Source organism: Massilia sp. 01N417 (assembly GCF_056399645.1).
Genome location: NZ_JBFTRS010000001.1, coordinates 119,367 through 138,130, shown reverse-complemented (window position 1 = coordinate 138,130; position 18,764 = coordinate 119,367). Strand labels below are relative to the sequence as shown.

19 protein-coding genes are annotated in these 18,764 nt (G+C 68.2%); 4 read left to right on the top strand and 15 right to left on the bottom strand.

Going from position 1 to position 18,764, the window contains the following annotated elements; translation table 11 throughout:
• Positions 1–5 precede the first annotated feature (5 nt).
• Both AC1DOQ_RS00680 and AC1DOQ_RS00675 read right to left on the bottom strand, forming a co-directional pair.
• Positions 6–566, bottom strand: a complete 561-nt coding sequence (locus tag AC1DOQ_RS00680; RefSeq protein ID WP_477359088.1) for a hypothetical protein — start codon at positions 564–566, stop codon at positions 6–8.
• Between the two features lie 71 nt (positions 567–637).
• A complete protein-coding gene (locus AC1DOQ_RS00675) occupies positions 638–1,054 on the bottom strand; it encodes a DUF2141 domain-containing protein (RefSeq protein ID WP_477359085.1) in 417 nt (138 codons plus the stop codon).
• Positions 1,055–1,087: 33 nt separating this feature from the next.
• Between AC1DOQ_RS00675 and AC1DOQ_RS00670 the strand changes: the two genes are divergently transcribed.
• Complete coding sequence (locus AC1DOQ_RS00670; RefSeq protein WP_477359082.1) at positions 1,088–1,636, top strand: sterol desaturase family protein; 549 nt, start codon at positions 1,088–1,090, stop codon at positions 1,634–1,636.
• Here the strand turns inward: AC1DOQ_RS00670 and crtB are convergent.
• Genes crtB through AC1DOQ_RS00645 form a run of 5 tightly spaced genes read right to left on the bottom strand, consistent with a single transcriptional unit; the run spans position 1,521 to position 7,502 of the window.
• Positions 1,521–2,501 carry a 15-cis-phytoene synthase CrtB gene (crtB, locus tag AC1DOQ_RS00665; protein ID WP_477359079.1) on the bottom strand — a complete coding sequence of 327 codons (981 nt, stop codon included), beginning with the start codon at positions 2,499–2,501 and terminating at the stop codon, positions 1,521–1,523. The two genes, AC1DOQ_RS00670 and crtB, sit on opposite strands and share 116 nt — an antisense overlap.
• Positions 2,498–4,012: a phytoene desaturase gene (locus AC1DOQ_RS00660; RefSeq protein WP_477359076.1), complete on the bottom strand. Its 1,515-nt coding sequence runs from the start codon at positions 4,010–4,012 to the stop codon at positions 2,498–2,500. The genes crtB and AC1DOQ_RS00660 overlap by 4 nt, the downstream gene beginning before the upstream one ends.
• Positions 4,009–5,184, bottom strand: a complete 1,176-nt coding sequence (gene crtY / locus AC1DOQ_RS00655) for a lycopene beta-cyclase CrtY (RefSeq protein ID WP_477359073.1) — start codon at positions 5,182–5,184, stop codon at positions 4,009–4,011. The genes AC1DOQ_RS00660 and crtY overlap by 4 nt, the downstream gene beginning before the upstream one ends.
• Entirely contained in the window at positions 5,181–6,488 is a 1,308-nt protein-coding gene (locus AC1DOQ_RS00650; RefSeq protein WP_477359070.1) for a glycosyltransferase, read from the bottom strand. The genes crtY and AC1DOQ_RS00650 overlap by 4 nt, the downstream gene beginning before the upstream one ends.
• A gap of 18 nt (positions 6,489–6,506) precedes the next feature.
• Complete coding sequence (locus tag AC1DOQ_RS00645; RefSeq protein WP_477359067.1) at positions 6,507–7,502, bottom strand: polyprenyl synthetase family protein; 996 nt, start codon at positions 7,500–7,502, stop codon at positions 6,507–6,509.
• Between the two features lie 170 nt (positions 7,503–7,672).
• Between AC1DOQ_RS00645 and AC1DOQ_RS00640 the strand changes: the two genes are divergently transcribed.
• From AC1DOQ_RS00640 to AC1DOQ_RS00630, 3 genes are read left to right on the top strand one after another with little or no spacing between them, the layout of a single operon-like run.
• Positions 7,673–8,077 (top strand): hypothetical protein, encoded by a 405-nt coding sequence (locus AC1DOQ_RS00640; protein ID WP_477359064.1) that lies wholly within the window; start codon positions 7,673–7,675, stop codon positions 8,075–8,077.
• On the top strand, positions 8,074–9,831 hold the full coding sequence (gene ggt / locus AC1DOQ_RS00635; protein ID WP_477359061.1) for a gamma-glutamyltransferase: 1,758 nt from the start codon (positions 8,074–8,076) through the stop codon (positions 9,829–9,831). The genes AC1DOQ_RS00640 and ggt overlap by 4 nt, the downstream gene beginning before the upstream one ends.
• Before the next feature lie 11 nt (positions 9,832–9,842).
• On the top strand, positions 9,843–11,423 hold the full coding sequence (locus AC1DOQ_RS00630; protein WP_477359058.1) for a DUF4139 domain-containing protein: 1,581 nt from the start codon (positions 9,843–9,845) through the stop codon (positions 11,421–11,423).
• A 10-nt stretch (positions 11,424–11,433) separates the two neighbouring features.
• Here the strand turns inward: AC1DOQ_RS00630 and AC1DOQ_RS00625 are convergent, their stop codons facing one another.
• From AC1DOQ_RS00625 to AC1DOQ_RS00590, 8 genes are all read right to left on the bottom strand, one after another.
• Positions 11,434–12,873 carry a hypothetical protein gene (locus AC1DOQ_RS00625; protein ID WP_477359055.1) on the bottom strand — a complete coding sequence of 480 codons (1,440 nt, stop codon included), beginning with the start codon at positions 12,871–12,873 and terminating at the stop codon, positions 11,434–11,436.
• Positions 12,874–12,875: 2 nt separating this feature from the next.
• Positions 12,876–13,754 carry an ABC transporter ATP-binding protein gene (locus AC1DOQ_RS00620; RefSeq protein ID WP_477359052.1) on the bottom strand — a complete coding sequence of 293 codons (879 nt, stop codon included), beginning with the start codon at positions 13,752–13,754 and terminating at the stop codon, positions 12,876–12,878.
• Positions 13,751–14,143 carry a GntR family transcriptional regulator gene (locus AC1DOQ_RS00615; RefSeq protein WP_477359049.1) on the bottom strand — a complete coding sequence of 131 codons (393 nt, stop codon included), beginning with the start codon at positions 14,141–14,143 and terminating at the stop codon, positions 13,751–13,753. The genes AC1DOQ_RS00620 and AC1DOQ_RS00615 overlap by 4 nt, the downstream gene beginning before the upstream one ends.
• A gap of 192 nt (positions 14,144–14,335) precedes the next feature.
• Positions 14,336–15,289, bottom strand: coding sequence for an IS1595 family transposase (locus tag AC1DOQ_RS00610; protein WP_477359046.1), 954 nt, complete (start codon positions 15,287–15,289; stop codon positions 14,336–14,338).
• A 195-nt stretch (positions 15,290–15,484) separates the two neighbouring features.
• Positions 15,485–16,069: a TerD family protein gene (locus tag AC1DOQ_RS00605; protein ID WP_477359043.1), complete on the bottom strand. Its 585-nt coding sequence runs from the start codon at positions 16,067–16,069 to the stop codon at positions 15,485–15,487.
• A gap of 34 nt (positions 16,070–16,103) precedes the next feature.
• Complete coding sequence (locus tag AC1DOQ_RS00600) at positions 16,104–16,802, bottom strand: TIGR00266 family protein (protein WP_477359040.1); 699 nt, start codon at positions 16,800–16,802, stop codon at positions 16,104–16,106.
• A gap of 72 nt (positions 16,803–16,874) precedes the next feature.
• A complete protein-coding gene (locus AC1DOQ_RS00595) occupies positions 16,875–17,450 on the bottom strand; it encodes a TerD family protein (RefSeq protein WP_477359037.1) in 576 nt (191 codons plus the stop codon).
• 120 nt (positions 17,451–17,570) lie between these two features.
• Positions 17,571–18,641, bottom strand: a complete 1,071-nt coding sequence (locus tag AC1DOQ_RS00590; RefSeq protein ID WP_477359034.1) for a DUF475 domain-containing protein — start codon at positions 18,639–18,641, stop codon at positions 17,571–17,573.
• Positions 18,642–18,764 lie beyond the last annotated feature (123 nt).

Sequence of the window (18,764 nt, the reverse complement as noted above, 5' to 3'; positions counted from 1 at the left end):
GGCGTTCAGATACCCGGCACCGTGGATTTCAGGTGCTCGACATCCTTGCCATCCCTGCCCTCGGCGAGCGTGTAGTGCCTGCCCTTGTAATCGACCAGGATGTCGCGGTAGGCACCGCCTTGCGGACTGTCGACGAAACGAATGCTGCTGTCGACATCCCAGCATTCCTCCATGCCCGGCACGCAGGCCCCGGCATTGCCGGATGCCTCGCTGTAGCCGCCCAGGTGACGGACCTCGTCGCCGAGTTCGAACACGCCGGCGCCGCTGATCATATTGCCCTGCCAGACGCCGCCCGACGACACGATGAATCCCGGCTTGCCGGGACCCAGGCTCACCCATTTCAGGCTGCCGAAATTGCCGAAGGAACCCATGCTGGCCACGTTCTCGTGGCGAGCCAGGACCTTCCACTGCCTGCCTTCGCGCCGCAGGGTGTAGATGTTCAGCATGCCCGCCGCCGCGTGGGCAGCGAAGTCGCTGCGGCCGCGGGCGCCGCCGGCGCGGATGCGGCGGCGGAGACCGTGGCGGGGACCGGGTGTGGCACGGGCGCCTTGCCGTTGCGCGAGCATGCAGCCAGGCCAAGCATCAGGAGGACGGCCGCGGCCGGGCGGGAGAAGCGAATCGAGGACATACGGGCACCTCAGTGCAGCCTGAGCGTGGCCGCCGTCACCTCGCCTTTTACTTCGATCGCCGCATCGTCGAAACCCGGCGGCCCGAACTTGCCGCGGGCATCGCGGCTGAAGCCGTAGTTCTCCTTCGGGATGCCGATCAGGTTGCGGTCCAGCTCCCCATTCTCGTTTTCGTCCTGGTAGGCCAGCACCGCCCAGCTCCCCTTCGGCACGCCCGGCACCGCGATCACGTTCTCGCCCTCGCGGGCCGGCATCGATGCGGAGTAGGCGCACTGCTTGAGGAAGCGTTCCCTGTCGCAGACGGCGACGTTGATCTTGCCCTTGCCGGCGGCGACGCCCGAGACGTGGACTTCGACCGTGGCCGCCGAGGCGCAGGCGGCAGCGCCCAGCAGCAGGCAGCCGGACAGCAACTGGATGAATCGGGTCATGCGTTTCCTTTCTTGTATGGTAGGCTGGTTTACATGCTGCTCAATGCCTTCATCCTCATCCTTACCGTGGTCCTGATGGAAGTGTTTTCCATCGTGGCGCACAAGTACGTGATGCACGGCTTCGGCTGGGCGTGGCACCGCTCGCACCACGAGCCGCGCAGCGGCTGGTTCGAGAAGAACGACTTGTACGCCGTCGTGTTCGCGGGCGCGGCGATCGCCCTCATTTACGCCGGCGCCACCCTGGGCCACCATCCGCTGGAATGGATCGGCGCCGGCATGACGGCCTATGGCCTGCTCTACTTCGTGGCCCACGACGGCCTGGTGCACCAGCGCTGGCCCTTCCGCTACGTGCCGCGCAGCGGCTACCTGAAGCGCCTCTACCAGGCCCACCGCATGCATCACGCGGTGTCGGGCAAGGACGGCGCGGTGTCCTTCGGCTTCCTGTATGCGCCGCCGGTCGAGGCCCTCAAACGGCGCTTGCATGCGCTGCACCAGGGGCCGCTTCGGCGGCGCCACCCGGACGCTGCCACAGGCCGGCCGGACGCGGCTGCAGCGCATTCGCGCCCGCCAGACGCGAACTGAGGGCCTGCCCGCCTCCCTCCGCCAGCAGGCGCAATTTGGTCGCCTTCGAGGTGCCCGCGCGCTCATCCCAGGCATGCGCGCCGCGGCGCCTCACCACGATGCCGATCTGCCGGTATACCTTGCGCGCGGTGGCGATCGCCCAGGCCGAGCGTAGCGGCAGCGGAGCGATGCCGCCGAGGGCCGAGGCGTAATACGGCTCGGCGTGATCGACCAGGCGCGCGGCCAGCTTCGCCAGCGCCGGACGGTGCCGCGGCAGCGCGAGTTCGTCGCGGGGGATGCCGGCTTCGCGCAGCCACTGGGCCGGCAGGTAGCAGCGCCCGATCTGCGCATCCTCGACGATGTCGCGGGCGATGTTCGTCAGCTGGAACGCCAGGCCGAGGTCGCAGGCGCGATCCAGTACGCGCGGCTCGCTCACGCCCATGATCGAGGCCATCATCAGGCCGACCACGCCGGCCACGTGGTAGCAGTAGCGCAGGGTGTCGTCGATGCTCTCGTAGCGCGCGCCCTCGACGTCCATTGCGAAGCCGGCCAGGTGGTCGAAGGCGAAGCGCTGCGGGATATGGTGGCGCAATGCCACTTCCTGGAAGGCGGCGAAGGCCGGGTCGCGCATCGTCTCGCCGGCATAGGCGCGGCGGGTCTGTTCGCGCAGGCCTTCCAGCTTGGCGGCGGCATCCGGCTGTTCGCTCGGCGCCGCATTGAAGCCCAGCTCCTGGCCGTCGACCACGTCGTCGCAATGGCGGCACCAGGCGTACAGCATCAGCACGCCGCGCCGGGTGGCCGGGTCGAACAGCCTGGCGGCGGCGGCGAAGCTCTTCGAGCCGACTTCGATGGCCTGGGTGGCGTGGTTCAGCAGCCCGTCGTTCATGCCCGCACTCCTTCCTGCATCTCCTTCAGCATCAGGCCGGCCGTGGCCTTGGCCGAACCGATCACGCCCGGCACGCCGGCGCCGGGATGGGTACCGGCGCCGACCAGGTAGAGGTTCGCCAGCTCGGCATCGCGGTTGTGCGGACGGAACCAGGCGCTCTGGGTCAGCAGCGGTTCGAGCGAGAACGCCGATCCATGATGGGCGTTGAGCTGGTCGCGGAAATCCAGCGGCGTGAAGATGCGGCTGGTGACGAGCTGGCTGCGCAGGCCCGGCATGTAGCGCCGCTCGAGGTAGTCGAAGATGCGCTCGCGGTACTTCGGTCCCTCGGCTTCCCAGTCGATCGGCGCATTGCCGAGGTGGGGCACCGGGGCCAGCACGTAGTGGCTGCCGCAGCCGGGCGGCGCCAGCGAGGGATCGGTCACGCAGGGGGCGTGCAGGTAGAGCGAGAAGTCCTCGGACAGGGTCTCGCCGTGGAAGATATCCTTGATCAGCTCGCGGTAGCGCGGCCCGAAGCACACCGTGTGGTGGCGCAGCTGGCTGTGGTGATGGTCGAGGCCGAAGTACAGCACGAACAGCGAATTGCTGAAGCGCTTCTTGCGCAAGGCTTCGCCCTGGGCCGCGCCGCGCGGGTGCGCGCCCAGCAGCTTTGCATAGGTATGGACCACGTCGGCATTCGAGGCCACGGCATCGGCGTCGAACCGGCGGCCGTCTTCCAGCCGCACGCCGCTCACGCGTCCGGCGCCGGTCTCGATTTGCGCCACCGGGGCGTTCAGCTCGATGCGTCCGCCGATGTCCTCGAACAGGCGCACCAGGCCACGCACCAGGGCGCCGGTGCCGCCGCGCGGGAACCACACGCCCCACTCGCGTTCCAGCGCATGGATCAAGGTGTAGATCGAGGAGGTGGCGAAGGGATTGCCGCCCACCAGCAGCGAGTGGAAGGAGAAGGCCTGGCGCAGCTGCTCGTCCTGGATGAAGCGCGACACGATGCCATACACGCTGCGCCAGGCCTGCAGGCGCGCCAGCTGGGGACCGGCGGCCACCATGTCGCGGAAGGACAGGAAGGGCACGGCGCCCAGCTTCAGGTAGCCTTCCGCGAACACCGCCTTCGAATAGGCCAGGAAGCGCCGGTAGCCGGCCACGTCCCGCGGGTTGCGCGCGTGGATCTGGCGGTCCAGGGCTTCCTGGTCGTTGGCGTAGTCGAAGTGGCTGCCGTCTTCCCAGCACAGGCGGTAGAAGGGCGACACCGGCAGCATCTCGACATAGTGTTCCATGCGCTTGCCGGCCAGCGCGAACAGCTCCTCGATGCACGAGGGGTCGGTGATGACGGTGGGGCCGGCGTCGAAGGTAAATCCCTGGTCCTCGTACACATAGGCGCGGCCGCCCGGCTTGTCGCGCTTTTCCAGCAGCGTGGTCTGGATGCCGCGCGCCTGCAGGCGGATGGCCAGGGCCAGGCCGCCGAAACCGGCGCCGATGACCACCGCGCGGCGCGGCTCGATATTCCGTGCGTTCATTCTGCTCTTCCGATCTGGTGAGGGTGGATCTTGCAGGCCGCAACGAAGGCCTGCTTCAGCGGCACCGGCGGCTTGCCGGACAGGAGACGCGCCTTGTCCCGCAAACTCAGGCGGCCGGCGTAGAAATGCGCGATCAGCGGGGCCGGCAGGCGGTAGAAACGCTGCATCACGCGCCAGCGGTGGTCCGGACTGCCGGCCAGGAACAGCATGCGGTTGAGCAGCCGGAAGAAGCGCTGGCGCCGCCATTCCATCTGCGCTTCGTCGCGGATCGCGGCGAACAGGGAGGGCGCGCGCAGGTCACCCAGGCCGGCGATACGCTCGCTGAGCCGCACCGCATGCGGCAGCGAATAGCCGGTGGTCGAGTGGAACAGCCCGGCGCGCAGGCCCACGCTGGGCTGGCCGGCTAGGTCGTCCCAGTAGGCGTCGAAGTCGCCGGCCAGCACGATCGGCAGCCTGCCCTCCTCCTCGCGCAGCACTTCCGCGATCCGCCAGCCGCGCGCCCGCGCATAGGCGCCGATGTTGGCGCGCAGGCGCCCGGGTTCCCAGGCGGCGCTGTCGACGTAATGCGTGTCCTCGATCAGCAGGCGCTGCGCATCGAAGGGCAGCACGTAGACGAAGCGGTAGCCGCCCTGCTGCCCGACGCTCGCATCCATGATGATGGGCGCAGACAAGCCGTGCGCTTGTTCCAGGCGCACTTCCTGGCCGAGGAAGGTCTGCCAGCCCAGCGCCAGGCGCGGGCTGCCGCGCATGCCGCGGCCGTCGATGACGGCGCGCGCTTCCAGCACCTCGCCGTCTTCCAGCCTGACCCGGCTCGGACCGACGCTGGCGATGCGCGCGCGCAGCCGCAGGCCTGGTCCCAGCGCGGGCTCGATCGTGCGGGCAAAATCTTCGGAGGCAATGCTGGCGTAGCCGCCTTCGAGCGTGCGGTTGAATTCCGGGAACACGACCTCGTAGCGCGGCCAGCGGCGCGACACCAGCGGCGCGATCCAGGCCCGCTGCGCGGCGTCGAGGTCGCCGTCGTGGAAGGACCAGGTGTGGTTGCCGCCCAGGTGGTCTCCCTGCTCCAGCAGCAGGATGCGCAGTTCCGGCCTGTGCCGGGCCAGGCGCCAGGCGATCAGGCCGTTGGCCAGGCCGCCGCCGGCCAGGATCAGGTCCCACGGCGCGGCCTTCATGCCGGGGTGCCCGCCTGCGCCATCCTGTCCTCGCGGCGGCGCAGGCGCACGGCCGCCTCGACGATGTCGGCGGCGCGCGGCGTGCCGCCGGCCCGGGCCAGGCTGGCCTTCTGCTCGTCGAGCCGCGCGCCGAACTGCGGCTCCTCGAACAGGCGCCGCAACTGGCGGGCGATGGTGGCGGGGCCGGCCAGGCTCGGCAAGGCGCGCAGGCCGATCCCGGCGTGCAGGACGCGGGCGGCGGTGCCCGGCTGGTCGAAGGTCACCGGCATCGCCAGCATCGGCGTGCGCGCCTCGACCGCATCCATTACGGTATTGATGCCCGCGTGCGAGACCACCGCGTCGGCGCGCGCCAGCGCTTCCCGCTGCGGCGCGAAGGCACAGACCGCGGTGGCGCCGGCACGCAGCAGCGCTGCTTCCCGGCTTGGGTCGAGGCCGCCGCAATGCGCGACCAGCAGCTGGGCGTCGAGCCGGCGGCAGGCCCTGGCGACACGCTTGAAGATGCCGAAGCGGTGGCCCTGCAGGGTGCCGAGCGAGGCGAACACGAAGGGCCGGCCGCTGTCCAGTTCCGGCAGGGGCGTCGGCGCCGCCGCGCCGGCGTCGCTGGGCGCGCGCAGCGGCCCCACGTGGTGGAAATGCGGCGGCAGCGCGCGGCGCGGGAAATCGAAGGCCACGGTGGTCTGGCTGATCTGCGCCAGCGGCGACAGGCACTCATGCAGGCCGTCGCGCGCGGCGATGCCCAGCCGGCGCGATTCGGCGGCGATGACTTTCCGGTGCGGGCCCATCATCCAGTCGTAGACGCGGGTGCTGCCTTCCACCACCTGGTAGCCCCGTTCGCTGCCGTCGTAGGCGAACGGCATCACCGCCAGCGGAATGCCGGGTTCGCGGTTGACCGGCATGGCGCAAGCCACCGAGACGAACGGCAGGCCGAGCGCTTCGGCCACCATGCCGCCGGCCGCCTCCATCTGGTCGGCGATCACGGCGTCGATGTCCAGCGCGGCCAGCGCGGCCGGTAATTCGCGGCACAGCATTTGCGTACCGCGCCCCATGTCGAGGATCACCTGGCGCAAGCCCAGCGGACCGCCGGGGCTGGCGGCGCGCCGCAGCGAAGCCGCCAGCGAACCGGGCGGATGGGTAGCATGGCCGACCGCGTGGAAGCCGAGGCGGCGGTCCTTCAGGTAGATGGCCGCGTCCGGCCGCTGCAGGAAAGTCACGCGGTGGCCGCGCCCGACCAGCTCGAGGCCGAGCGCCGCCAGCGCGCTGAAGTGGCTGTAGAACGCCGGTGCGACCACGCCGAAGTGGGCCATGCGCCGTCCCGTCCGCGCTCAGTGACGCGCCAGGCTCACCCTGGCGCCGGCCGCATGCGGGTGCGTGCCGGCGCCGGGGAAGCGGACACCTTCGTGGGCCTGCGCGAACAGGCCGGCGACGAAGCGGCGGGTGTGGCCCTGCTCGCCCAGCGCCGCGCTCAGGTGGCGCTCGGCGTCGAACAGGTGGCCGTTCAGGCGGCGCCGCGCTTCCTCGTTGCCCAGGGTGTTGATGAGGGTGGCCTTGCCGATGTCCTGGCCGACGTCCTTGCCGGTGACGGCGCTGTCGTTGCCGGGGCCGTCCTGGAAATCGTCGCGGATCTGGAAAGCGTGGCCGGCCGCCAGCGCGAAGGCGCGCAGCGAGGCCGCCACGCAGTCGTCGGTCTCGGCGATGATGGCGGCCATGTCGACCGCCACGCCCAGCAGTACGCCGGTCTTGAGCTCATTGGTGACGGCGATGTCGGCCGGCGTATGCCGGCTGCCGCGCAGGTCGAGGAACTGGCCCTTCACCAGGCCCTGGTCGCCGATGGTCTCCGACAGCCTGGCGACCAGGCGGGCGCGGATCGCGGCCGGGATCTCGCGCGCCGAGGCGACGATGCCGAAGGCGCGGCTGAGCAGGCCGATGGCGGCCAGGATGGCGACGTCTTCGCCGAACTGCACGTGGATGGTGGGCCTGCCGCGGCGGAGCATGGCATTGTCCATGCACGGCATGTCGTCGAGGATCAGCGAGGCGGCATGCACCATCTCGACCGCGCAGGCGACGTCGGCCAGGGCCCGCGACTCGCAGCCGAGGTCGCGCGCGACCAGCATCAGCAGCAGTGGCCGCATGCGCTTGCCGGCGCCGAGCGCGCCCGCGCGCATCGCCTGGGTGAGCAGGTCGGCCTGGTCCGGGCTCTGCGACAGGTGGTGGCCGAGGCGTTCTTCCAGCTGCCGGCGCAGCAGCGCGAGTTCGTCCGGCGGGGCCTCGTCCAGTTCATTCATGCCGAGCCCGCCGAATCGCCGTGCCTGTGTCTTCATGCGCGTCCCTCTGCTCGATTTGATGAAATTGAGTCCCATGATACCGGAAACGTATTAAAAAATGACTAACGGAATCCAAGCGTGCGCGACCTGCGCGCAACACGGCCGCGCCCTGCCCAGGCTGGCAACTTTGCTATGATTGGCTTTCCGCAATTAACCGGAAGGTCCCGATGAAGTGGTTGAAGTGGCCGACGTCTCTCGCTGCGCTCGTTCTCCTTGGCCTGACCGGCTGCGCCGGCGCGCCGCTCAAGGACGGCACCTATCCGCTGCAGCCGCACCAGCGCGTGGCCCTGTCCGGCGACACCACCCTCACCTATGACAGCTTCAGCGACAGCCGCTGCCCGGCCAACGCGCGCTGCATCTGGGCCGGCCGGCTGAGCTTCCAGTTCGTGCTGGAAAGCCCGGGCGGCCGCGAAGAATTCTCCCTCGGTCCGGACCAGCCGAGCGCCACGCCGACATCACTGCACGGCGCACGCGTGACGCTCGATCCGGCCAGCATCCCGCCCGTGCGCAACGCCGCCGCGACGCGCCCCGGCTACGTCATCCCCGTCACGCTCAAGGTAAGCACGCCATGACCACTTCCGCGAAAGCGCTCGCCAGCGCACTGATCCTGTCCATCATCCTCGCGCCGCCGCTCGCGCTGGCCAAGACGCCGGTCGCTACCGGCACCGGGGGCGCGGTCGCCACCATCAGCGAAAAGGCCTCGGCATCGGCGCTCGCCATCCTGAACAAGGGCGGCAACGCGATCGACGCCGCCGTCGCCGCCGCCGCCACGCTGGGTGTGACCGACCCGTTCAGCTGCGGCATCGGCGGCGGCGGTTTCATGGTCATCTACCTGGCCCGGGACAAGCGCGTGATCACCATCGACCACCGCGAGACCGCTCCCGCCGCCTTCGGCCCGGGCGTGTTCCAGGAAAACGGCAAGCCCATCGATTTCGACACGGCGGTCGCCAGCGGTGCCGCGGTCGGCGTGCCGGGCACGGTGCGCGGCTGGCACGAAGCCCTGCAGCGCTACGGCACCATGTCCTTCAAACAGGTGCTGGCGCCGGCCATCGAGGTGGCCACCAGGGGCTTTCCCGTCAGTGAAACTTTTCATAAATTAACGGCCGAAAATGAAAGAAAATTTCAGCTATTTACGCCCACCAGCCGGCTCTACCTGAGGGACGGCAAGGCGGTCCCCACCGGCACCATCCTGAAGAACCCTGACATGGCCAAGGCTTACCGCGAGATCGCCGCGCGCGGCTACAAGGCCTTCTACGAGGGGCCGATGGCGAAGGCGATCGTCGACGCCGTGAACCGCCCGCCGCTGGCCCAGGGCGCCTCCGTCCGTCCCGGCACGATGTCGCTGGCCGACCTGGCCAACTACGAGGCGCGCATCCGCCAGCCGATCCGCTCGACCTATCGCGGCTACGACGTCTACGGCATGCCGCCGCCCAGCAGCGGCGGAATCGCGGTGGCCGAGGCCCTCAACATCCTCGAGGGCTACGACCTGAAGAGCATGCCGCGCCCGAACGTCGAGCACCTGTACCTGGAAGCCAGCCGCATGGCCTTCGCCGACCGCAACGCCTACCTGGCCGATCCGGAATACGTCGACGCCCCGACGGAAGGCCTGCTGTCCAAGCAGTTCGCGGCCCAGCGCCGCTCGCTGATCCGTCCCGACAAGGCGGCCGGCGTGGTCCCGGCCGGCGACGCCTTCCTGTACGAGAACGACCAGAGCTTCCCGCTGCGCCCGCAGCAGAAGCTGATCCAGGAAGGCACGCACACGACCCACCTGACGGTGTCGGACAAGGAAGGCAATGTGGTCGCCTACACCTTCACCATCGAATCCTGGGGCGGCAGCGGCATCGTGGTGCCGGGCTACGGCTTCCTGCTGAATAACGAGATGACGGACTTCGATTTCACCGGCCCCGCGCCGAACGTCCCTGAAGCCGGCAAGCGCCCGCGCAGCAGCATGGCGCCGACCATCGTCATGAAGGACGGCAGGCCGGCCTTCACCATCGGCAGCCCGGGCGGCGCGACCATCATCACCACCGTGCTGCAGACCATGGTCAACTACATCGACCTCGGCATGCCGATGGACCAGGCGATCGACGCGCCGCGCCTGTCGCAGCGCAACTCCAGGGAGACCTCGGTGGAGCCGGGCTTCATCGGCACGCCGCAGGCGAAGGCGCTGGAAAGCTTCGGCCACAAATGGGAGACCAGCCCGCCCCCGGAAGAGATCGGCGCGGCGAATGCGATCGTGTTCAATCCCGACGGGACGGTGACGGCGGTGAGCGAAGGCCGTCGGCATGGGGTCGGTACGGCGCTGGTGCAGAAGCGCGGGCATTGAAAGGAAAGCACATGACAAGCAAACCAGGATGGACGATCGCGCTCGCGCTGTGCGCCGCGTCCGCATCGGCCACCGAAGCCCCGATCCAGAACGTGACCCTGTATCCCGGCAGCGCGACGGTCGAACGCGCCGTCGAGGTGGCGCCGGGCATGACCCAGGTCGAGATCACCGGCCTGCTGGCCAACTTCGATACCGGCAGCATGCGCCTGCAGGCCAGTCCCGGCATCCAGGTCGGCCAGGTGCTCACCCGCGACCGCTCCAGCGCCGACAGTCCGAGCCCGCGCCAGGCCGATCTCGAAGCGAAGATCCTGGCCCTGCAGGACCAGATCGCCGCCATCGACGTCGATACCAAGGCGTCGCAGACGGCCCAGAATTATCTCGAGCACCTGGGCGGCGGCGGCGAAGGAGCGGCCCGCACGCCGGCCGATCCGAAGACCCTGCTGGCCACCGTCGACGCCATCCGCAAGGGCAGCGGCGAGGCGCTCGAGCGCGTGCGCAGCGGCGAGATCAAGAAGCGCGCCCTGGCCAGGCAGCTCGACGCCCTCAAGCGCGAACTCGACACGCTGCAGGCCGGCACGCGGGCCGGCCGTACCATCACGGTCCACCTGGCGGCCCGGCAGGCCGGCAAGCTGCTGCTGTCCTACCAGGTGAACCGCGCGGGCTGGAAGCCGGCCTACCGCGCCTCGCTGGATTCGAACGCGTCCACGGTCGAACTGGAGCGGATGGCGACGATCTCGCAGAAGACCGGCGAAGACTGGAGCAAGGTCAAGTTGCGCCTGTCGACCGGACAGCCGAACCTGTCGGTGCTCGCGCCGAATCCCTCCTCGTGGCTGCTGACATTCCAGCCGCCGGTGGATCGCGCCGCCGTGTTCTACCGGGCGGCGCCTGCTCCCTCTGCTGCGCCGGCGCCGATGGCACTGGCAAGCCGCGCGGAAGCCGACGATTACGTCGCGCCGGTGCTGGAAACCCAGGGCAGCTTCAGCACCGAGTACGAGGTGCCGGCACGGGTCGACCTGGCCGCCGACGGCCGCGAGATCTCGGTGGGCCTGACGAAACAGTCGCTGCAGGTCAGGCAACGCGTGATGGTGGCGCCGCGCAGCAGCACGACCGCGGTGGTCAGCGCCGAGGCGGCAAGGCCGGAGGGCGTGTGGCTGGCCGGCCAGGTGCAGCTGCAGCGCGACGGTTCCTACGTCGGCGCGACGCGCTGGGACCCGCAGTCCGGCGAGCGCTTCCAGTTCGGCTTCGGCCCCGATCCGCTGGTGCGGGTCGCGGTCGAGAACCGCAACCAGAAATCGGGCCAGGCCGGCTTCTTCAAGCGCGACAACCAGCGGCGCATCGACGACAGCTTCGTGGTGACCAGCTTCCACCGCCAGCCGATCGACATCCTGGTGCTCGAAGCGACGCCGGTCAGCGAATCGGACAAGGTGGCCGTGAAGGTCGCGCTGAATCCCGAGCCGGGCATCAAGGAGTGGGAGCACCGGCGCGGCCTGGTCGGCTGGGAAAAGACCCTGAAGCCGAACGAGACCGCGCGCTTCGACGTCGACTACGTCATCGACTATCCGCAGGAAGGCTACGTGCAGGGCTTGCGCTAGCCCTGCCGGCTCAGCCGATCCGGCCAGCCGGGAAGGCCGGCGGCGCGGCCAGCATCCTGCGCCAGCCGCGGCGCAGCTGCCAGGCGCTGGCGGCGGCGGCGATCGCCGCGACCCAGGCCCAGATAGCGGTGCCGCTGGCCTTCGCCAGGCCCAGCGCGACGGCCAGTTCGAGCACCGCCAGCAGGCCTGCCTGCAGGGCCAGCGGCACGTGCCAGCCGCCCTCGCCCGCGAAATCGCCCAACAGCCCCGTCACCGCCACCTGGCCGGCGAGCACGCACAGCGCGGCCTGGCGCAGCACGGTCTCGTCATCGCCGCCGACCATGAGCGTGACCAGCAGGACCACCGCCGACAGCATGAGCCAGTTGCGCAGCGCAGTCCGGAGCAGCTGGACGGCCAGGCGGCGGTTCAGCAGCGCGGCATTGCCGGCCAGCGGAGAAAGGCGCAGCAGCGACTGCTCGCCGGTGGTCTTGCGGATCTGCTGGCTGAATGCGGCGGTGCTGAACACGATCACTATCGTCAGCGCCGCCAGTCCCGCACCCATCGGGCCGCCGATGAACTCGCGCAGCGCATCCCCGCCCCGCCATCCCAGCAGCAGGCGCACCCCGGCGCCGACCAGCAGCATGCCGCCGATGCCGGCGATCCAGGCGCTCCAGTGCGCCAGCGGTCCCAGCGCATGCATCAGCAGCACGCCCGGCTGCGGCCGGCGCAGGGCGCGGCGCAGCATGAGCGGATAGATGCGGGCAGTGGTCCAGCGGCTCAGGCGGCCGCCTTCACCAGGGTTCGTCAGGCCGCGCCGCTCCAGGCGCTGGGCGCTCCTGACCTGCTCGCCGCGGCGCGCCAGGTGGCGGTCGCCGGCGGCCGGATACAGGGTGCGCAGCGCCCACACACCCATCGGCAGCAGCAGCACACTCAAGGTCACCAGCCCGGCCTTGCTGCCGGCGGCGTCCACCACCGCAGGCGGCAGCACATGGCGCGACAAGGTCTGCCAGTTGATCCCGACGAGGAACAACGGCGCCGCCTCGGTCCGGCCGGCGCGCGTGAGCGCAAGCCCGATCAGGCTGATGCCGACCACCGGCAGCGCCGCCCACTGGCCCATCGCCCCAGCTACGCCGGCGGTGACCAGGACCCAGCTGCCGACCGCCATCTGTTGCAGGCGGCGGCGCTGGCGCGGCAGCAGCCGGGCATTCGCGGGGGAATTCAACAGGATGGAGCCGGGCACGAACAGCATCATCCAGATCATCCCCAGCCAGAACCCGGCCACCCCGAGCAGTACGCGCAGCAGTTCCAGCGGTCCCGCCTTGTTCGACAGCATGGCCAATCCGGCGCCGATCAGGCCGAGGCTTGCGCCGGCCAGCGCCAGCCAGTTCATGAGCATCATGGTCCGCTCGTCGCGCTGGATGGTGGTCACGCGCCAGATGCGGCGGAAATCCTGGATGACGGTGGCGTTCATGCTCAGCCCTCGCGCGTCATTTCGATGAACAGGTCTTCCAGGCTGAGCGTCTCGATGCGCACGCCCGGCTTGCCGGCCAGCTGGGCGAGCTGCTCGTCGTCCGCCTGCACGATCACGCTGGTCAGCGCGCCTTCGTAGCTGCGCCGCAGCTCCCCTTGCAGGCGGCCCGCCGGCAGCGCATGCGGCGCCGCGACCACCCGGCGCGCGCCTTCCAGCAAGGCGTCCGTCTGGCCCTGCAGGGCGATCCGTCCATCCTTCAGGAAGGCCAGGTCGAAGGCCACGCGTTCGAGGTCGGACAGGATATGGGTCGAGAACACCACCGTGGTGCCGCGCTCGATCACCTGGTCGACCAGTTCGCGCAGGAAGTCGCGCCGGCCGACCGGGTCGAGGGCCGATACCGGCTCGTCGAGGATCAGCAGGTCCGGGTCGTGGGCCAGTGCGCGGATGATGGACAGGCGCTGCTGCTCGCCGCCCGAGAGCTTCTTGATCGGGCTGTTGCGCTTGTACGGGTCGAAGCCCCAGCGCGACAGCAGGCCCTCGACCTTGCCCTTGTTCCAGCGCGGGTACATGGCCTCGAAATACTCCAGCATCTGCAGCGGCGTGAGCCAGTCGAACAGGTCGGACTTCTGCGGCACGTAGCCGATGCGGGCGCGGGCGCCGTCGGACAGCGCCGCCGCATCCTCGCCGAACATGTTCACGGTGCCGCCCTCGACTTCGCGCAGGCCGAGCATGCACTCGAGCAGGGTCGACTTGCCGGCGCCGTTGCGGCCCAGCAGGCCGATCACCTGGCCGGGCGCGACCTGCCAGTCGAGGCGGTCGAGCACCTGGCGGGCGCCGAAATGTTTGGTGACGGAGGACATCTGGACCAGCGGCGCGTTCATTTTGCTTCCTTCAGGATGGTTTCGAACAAAGTCAGGACGGTGTCGGGGTCGAGCTCGAGCTGGCGTGCCTCGAGGGCGGCGCGCTCGAGCGCGGGGCGCAGCAGTTCGGCGCGGTCGGCGGGCCTGGCGGGCGCGAAGTCGGCGACCACCATGCCGAGCCCGCGCCGGCGCGTCAGTATCCCGTCCATCTCCAGCAGGCCGTAAGCCTTGGAGACGGTCATGGGATTCAGGGCCAGGCTCGATGCGATCTCGCGGACCGAGGGCATGCCGTCGCCCGGCTTGAGCTGGCCGGCGGCGGCCAGGCGGCGCACCTGCTCGACGAGCTGGCGGTAGATCGGTTCGGTCGAGCCGGTCGCGATCGAGAACAGGTTGGCGGTATGGTCGGTCATGCTGTCTAGTGTATTAATTGGCTAATACAGTAATACCGAGCTATTTATGCCGTCAAGCAAAATGTTGTAATGTTAGAAAGTGTGAGTATTGCCTTGGATTAGCCAGGCACGGATCCAGCCCCTGCCCGGGGGCCCGGGGACGGCGTCACAGCAGGCACGGCAGGCACGGCAAAAAAAGAGGCGCTGTTCGCGCTAAGTGTTGAACCTGCCCAGCGCCGCTCTCAAAAACGCGTCGGGGCTGGCAATGCGCTGTCCATCCAGCGCCCAGCGCCAGCCGAAGTAATGGCCCAGATAACGGCTGGCAACGCCGCGGAAAGGCACCAGCCAGGCGCGCATCCTGCTGTGATACGCGTTCACGTTCTGGATGTGCAGCGCACCGCGCCTTCGTTCGCCGGCGCTCGCGTTAATGGCCTCATGTGAGATCCCGAGCTCCCGCGCGAATGCCGGATAGGCCGCATGGCTATCGGTCACCAGCAGCACGTCGCGCTCCAGCCTTGGCCCCAGGTGTTCCACTAGCTGCCGCTTGCTCACGCCGCCCTTGCCGGTCACGGCATCGATGGTCTGGCCGCTGCGATCGCGCGCGACCAGGATGCACACCTGCTCGTTCGAGATCCCACGCTTCGTCGCCTTGCCGCCACGCTTTCGTGGTGGACGGTCGAGGCTTCTGGAACCCTTGTGCGATTCGAGCACATACATCTCATCGGCTTCGGCGATACCGCTCAAGCGCTGCGGGCGGTCATCCTTGCTCAAGGCCAGGAAGCGGTGACGCCATCGAAAACTGGTCGCACTGGCCACGCCGATCTCGCGCGCCGCGCGGCGCACGCTGCGGGAGTCGAGCATGCTGCCGAGGTAGTCGAGCCAATGCGCCTTGTAGCGCAGCCGGGCCAGCGGCGTGCCGCTGAGCAGGTTGAAAGTGCGGCGGCAACTGCGGCAGCGGTAGCGCTGCAGTCCGTGCGCATGGCCGTGACGATAGGGTTTGCTGGCCTGGCAATGCGGGCAAAAGGGTGGTGCAGCGGGCTGTTCGACGATCTCAAGTACGCGGTCGAGGCCGGCCACCGATTGCAGCAGTTCGAGCAGGCGGGCGCGTTGCCGCCGGGTCAGGCTGGACAGGCGTTGCAGGAACTGTTCGAACTGCCGTGCTTGCATGGAGCCTCCGTCAACGGTTCAGGTCGACATTGGACCGCAGGCTTACGGAAAAGATTCCACACTTGGCGCGAACAGCGCCAAAAAAGACGGCTCCACGAAGGAGCCGTAAAAGAACCCGGACGCCAAGCCGTCCGGGCCGGGATCGCGCAGACGGAGACAAAATCCGCGCGGGGAACTACTGGAAACGTGTTGCGCTTACAGGTGAGGCGTCATCAGCGGCATCAGGTCGTCGAAGGTGCGGCCAGTGCCGTTCTCGCCGATCGCGTGCATCTTCCACTCGCCGTTGTGGCGGTACAGCTTGGCCATGATCTGGGCCGTGTGCGAGCCCTGCACCGACAGGTCGTAGCGCGCGATTTCCTTGCCGCTGTTGGTGTCGAAGATGCGGCAGAACGCGTTCTCGACGGTCGAGAAGTTCTGGCCGGTGAAGCTGTTCACCGTGAACATCAGCGACTTCACCTGCGGCGGTACGCTGCGCAGGTCGACGATGATCTGCTCGTCGTCGCCGTCGCCGGCGCCGGTGCGGTTGTCGCCGGTGTGGACGATGCTGCCATCCTTGCTCTTGAGCTGGCGGAACCAGACCACGTCGACCGGGCGGTTATTCTCGTCGAACATCACGACCGAGGCGTCGAGGTCGATCGCCTCGCCCTTGCCGCCGCCGAAGCCGAAGAAGCCCTTGCTCTTGGCGACGTCCCAGCCCAGGCCCATCGTCACGCGCGACAGCGCGCCGCCGGCTTCCTTCTCCAGCGAGATCTTCTGCCCTTTTTGCAGGTTGACTGCCATGTCGATACTCCTTTTGTTGAGTGAGTGAGTCCGCTCAGCGCGCCGGTGCCTGCATCCAGGCCTTGAAGGCGGCGCGGTTGCGCGAACAGACGTAAATCTTGCCGCGACCGGAGAAGCGCAGGACGATGCCTTCGCCGCTGGTCTGGCTGTTGATCAGGTTGCCCAGGAAGCCACCGCTGGTACCGGTCGTGATCGAGACTTCGTAGCGCAGGGTGGAATCCCAGGCGACGACGTGCGAGTTGTCGATGATCGCGTCCTTGCCCGGCTCGACCTCCAGCATGCTCATCGAACCGAAGCCCGACACCACCACCTGGCCGCTGCCCGTCGTCTCGGTGACGAAGAAGCCGCCGCTCTGCGCGAACAGTGCGTTGCCCAGGCTCTGGGTGCGCACCTTCAGGTCCACGCCCGAACTGGCGGCGACGAAGGCGCCGTCGCTGACGATGTACTGGCTGCCCGGGGCGCAATCGACGATCTGCATCGCGCCCGGCAGGGTCGGCGACAGCAGGCAATCGCCGTTGCCGCGCGCCGCTTCGATGTGCTGCTGGAAGAAGGACTCGCCGTTGGCGAAGGTGCGCATCAGCGCCGCGCCCAGGCCGCCCTTCATCTTGCCCTTCAGGTCGAGCGTCGATTCCATCATCACCATCGCGTCGGATTCGCAGTAGATGGTTTCGCCGTGGCGCATCGACACGTGCAGGAAGGGATCGACGTCACCGGTAACAGTAAATTTTGGCATGCTTGGCTTCCTTTTATTGTGGGTGGCAACCGCCCCGCCCGCGGACTCGGGAGGGGCGGCGATACTGCTTGCTTAGACAGCGACGCCGTAGTTCTTGGCGAGGGGGCCGAGGCCGCCGTTGAAGCCCTGGCCGACCGCGCGGAACTTCCAGTCCGCGCCGTTACGATACACCTCGCCGAAAATCATGGCCGTCTCGGTCGAGCTGTCCTCGGACAGGTCGTAGCGGGCGATCTCGCTGTTGTTGCCTGCATTGACGCAGCGGACGAACGCCTTGCCGACCATGCCGAAGTTCTGGCGGCGCGCTTCGCCGTCGTGGATGGTCACGGCCACCACGACGCGGTCGACGTCGGCCGGCACCTTGGACAGGTCGAGGCTGACGGATTCGTCGTCGCCTTCGCCTTCGCCGGTACGGTTGTCGCCGGAGTGCACGACCGAGCCGTCGGCCGACTTCAGGTTGTTGTAGAAGATGAAGTCGGCATCCGAGCGCACCTTGCCCGACTGGTTCAGCAGGAACACGACGCCGTCCAGGTCGAACGCGGCGCCATCGGTGGTGCGCACGTCCCAGCCCAGGCCGACCTTCAGGTTGACCAGGCCCGGCGCTTCTTTCGACAGGTTGACGTTACCGCCTTTTTGCAGACTGATTGCCATGTTGACTCTCCTTGTTTTGGTTGAACACCCTTGGTACTACCGTGACGAACTGGTGTTCTGCCGTTCGCCGCGGATTCTTTGCTTGCCGCGCTCACGTGGGCACGGTGTGCCCACCCTACGTTACTCCGCGGTCACCAACTCCTTCTTGCCCACGCCCATCGCTTCCATCCGCTTGCGGTAGCGGATCGAACTCCACACCGAGGCGCCGATGAAGGCCACGCCGGCCAGGCCGGTCACCAGCTCGGGCACATGGAACTTCATGCTTGCGAGCATGATCAGCGCCAGGATGCCGATCGCGTAGTGGGCGCCGTGCTCCAGGAAGACGAACTGGTCGAGCGTGCCCTTGTCCACCAGGTAGACCGTCAGCGAACGCACGAACATCGCACCGATCGCCAGGCCCAGCATGATGATCACGACGTCGTTGGTGATCGCGAAGGCGCCGATCACGCCGTCGAAACTGAACGATGCATCCAGCACTTCCAGGTACAGGAAGCCGCCGATACCGCCGCGCTTGACCATGTCGCCGACCTCGCCGCCGCCCTCTTCCGACTTCTCCAGCAGGTTGCTGAGCACGTCGACGCCGACGTAGATCAGGATGCCCCACAGGCCCGATACCAGCACCACCAGCTTCTGGCCTTCCGCCACGAAGGACAGGCTGGCCATCAGGGCGCCGATCGCCACCATCACCGAGATCGACGACACCTTGCCGAGCGCGCCGAGCTTCTCTTCGAAGTGGCCCAGCCAGTGGTGTTCCTTCTCGTCGTCGAACAGGAAGTTCAGGAAGACCAGCAGCAGGAACATGCCGCCGAAGGCCGCCACTTCCGCGTGGTGGTTAGTCAGGTGCATCGAGTACTCTTTCGGGTTCTCCAGCGCCATCTTCCAGACCTCGCCCATGCCGAGGTCGGCCGCCACCGCCACGATTACCAGCGGGAACAGCAGGCGCATGCCGAACACGGCGATGATGATGCCGACGCCCAGGAACAGCTTCTTCCAGAACTCGTCCCAGGTCTTCAGGACGGACGCATTCACCACTGCGTTGTCGAAGGACAGCGAGACTTCCATCACGGCAAGGATCGCGGCGATGCCCACCGCGGTCAGCGCCGCCGGCCAGCCGCCATGCGTGTAGCCCCACCACCCCGACGCCGCCAGACAGAGCGCGGTGACGATGAATGACACCCTGAAATGCTTCATGTTGATCTACCCCTTGGCTTGTATTGTTGTTGACAAGGCGCAGTGTAGAGGGGTGCAACGAAAGGAAAAAGCGAAGATAATGGGAGAGTTACTTCGGTAAAACCTGATCATTAAGCCCATACC

Excerpts from the sequence above, each read along its gene's own strand:
- AC1DOQ_RS00590 (WP_477359034.1), bottom strand. The coding sequence starts at position 18,641 with ATGAAGCATTTCAGGGTGTCATTCATCGTCACCGCGCTCTGTCTGGCG.
- AC1DOQ_RS00615 (WP_477359049.1), bottom strand. The coding sequence starts at position 14,143 with ATGACCGACCATACCGCCAACCTGTTCTCGATCGCGACCGGCTCGACC.
- AC1DOQ_RS00605 (WP_477359043.1), bottom strand. The coding sequence starts at position 16,069 with ATGGCAGTCAACCTGCAAAAAGGGCAGAAGATCTCGCTGGAGAAGGAA.
- AC1DOQ_RS00595 (WP_477359037.1), bottom strand. The coding sequence starts at position 17,450 with ATGGCAATCAGTCTGCAAAAAGGCGGTAACGTCAACCTGTCGAAAGAA.
- AC1DOQ_RS00640 (WP_477359064.1), top strand. The coding sequence starts at position 7,673 with ATGAAGTGGTTGAAGTGGCCGACGTCTCTCGCTGCGCTCGTTCTCCTT.
- crtB (WP_477359079.1), bottom strand. The coding sequence starts at position 2,501 with ATGAACGACGGGCTGCTGAACCACGCCACCCAGGCCATCGAAGTCGGC.
- AC1DOQ_RS00620 (WP_477359052.1), bottom strand. The coding sequence starts at position 13,754 with ATGAACGCGCCGCTGGTCCAGATGTCCTCCGTCACCAAACATTTCGGC.
- AC1DOQ_RS00600 (WP_477359040.1), bottom strand. The coding sequence starts at position 16,802 with ATGCCAAAATTTACTGTTACCGGTGACGTCGATCCCTTCCTGCACGTG.
- AC1DOQ_RS00630 (WP_477359058.1), top strand. The coding sequence starts at position 9,843 with ATGACAAGCAAACCAGGATGGACGATCGCGCTCGCGCTGTGCGCCGCG.
- AC1DOQ_RS00675 (WP_477359085.1), bottom strand. The coding sequence starts at position 1,054 with ATGACCCGATTCATCCAGTTGCTGTCCGGCTGCCTGCTGCTGGGCGCT.
- crtY (WP_477359073.1), bottom strand. The coding sequence starts at position 5,184 with ATGAAGGCCGCGCCGTGGGACCTGATCCTGGCCGGCGGCGGCCTGGCC.
- AC1DOQ_RS00625 (WP_477359055.1), bottom strand. The coding sequence starts at position 12,873 with ATGAACGCCACCGTCATCCAGGATTTCCGCCGCATCTGGCGCGTGACC.
- AC1DOQ_RS00680 (WP_477359088.1), bottom strand. The coding sequence starts at position 566 with ATGCTCGCGCAACGGCAAGGCGCCCGTGCCACACCCGGTCCCCGCCAC.
- AC1DOQ_RS00670 (WP_477359082.1), top strand. The coding sequence starts at position 1,088 with ATGCTGCTCAATGCCTTCATCCTCATCCTTACCGTGGTCCTGATGGAA.
- AC1DOQ_RS00610 (WP_477359046.1), bottom strand. The coding sequence starts at position 15,289 with ATGCAAGCACGGCAGTTCGAACAGTTCCTGCAACGCCTGTCCAGCCTG.
- AC1DOQ_RS00660 (WP_477359076.1), bottom strand. The coding sequence starts at position 4,012 with ATGAACGCACGGAATATCGAGCCGCGCCGCGCGGTGGTCATCGGCGCC.
- AC1DOQ_RS00645 (WP_477359067.1), bottom strand. The coding sequence starts at position 7,502 with ATGAAGACACAGGCACGGCGATTCGGCGGGCTCGGCATGAATGAACTG.
- ggt (WP_477359061.1), top strand. The coding sequence starts at position 8,074 with ATGACCACTTCCGCGAAAGCGCTCGCCAGCGCACTGATCCTGTCCATC.
- AC1DOQ_RS00650 (WP_477359070.1), bottom strand. The coding sequence starts at position 6,488 with ATGGCCCACTTCGGCGTGGTCGCACCGGCGTTCTACAGCCACTTCAGC.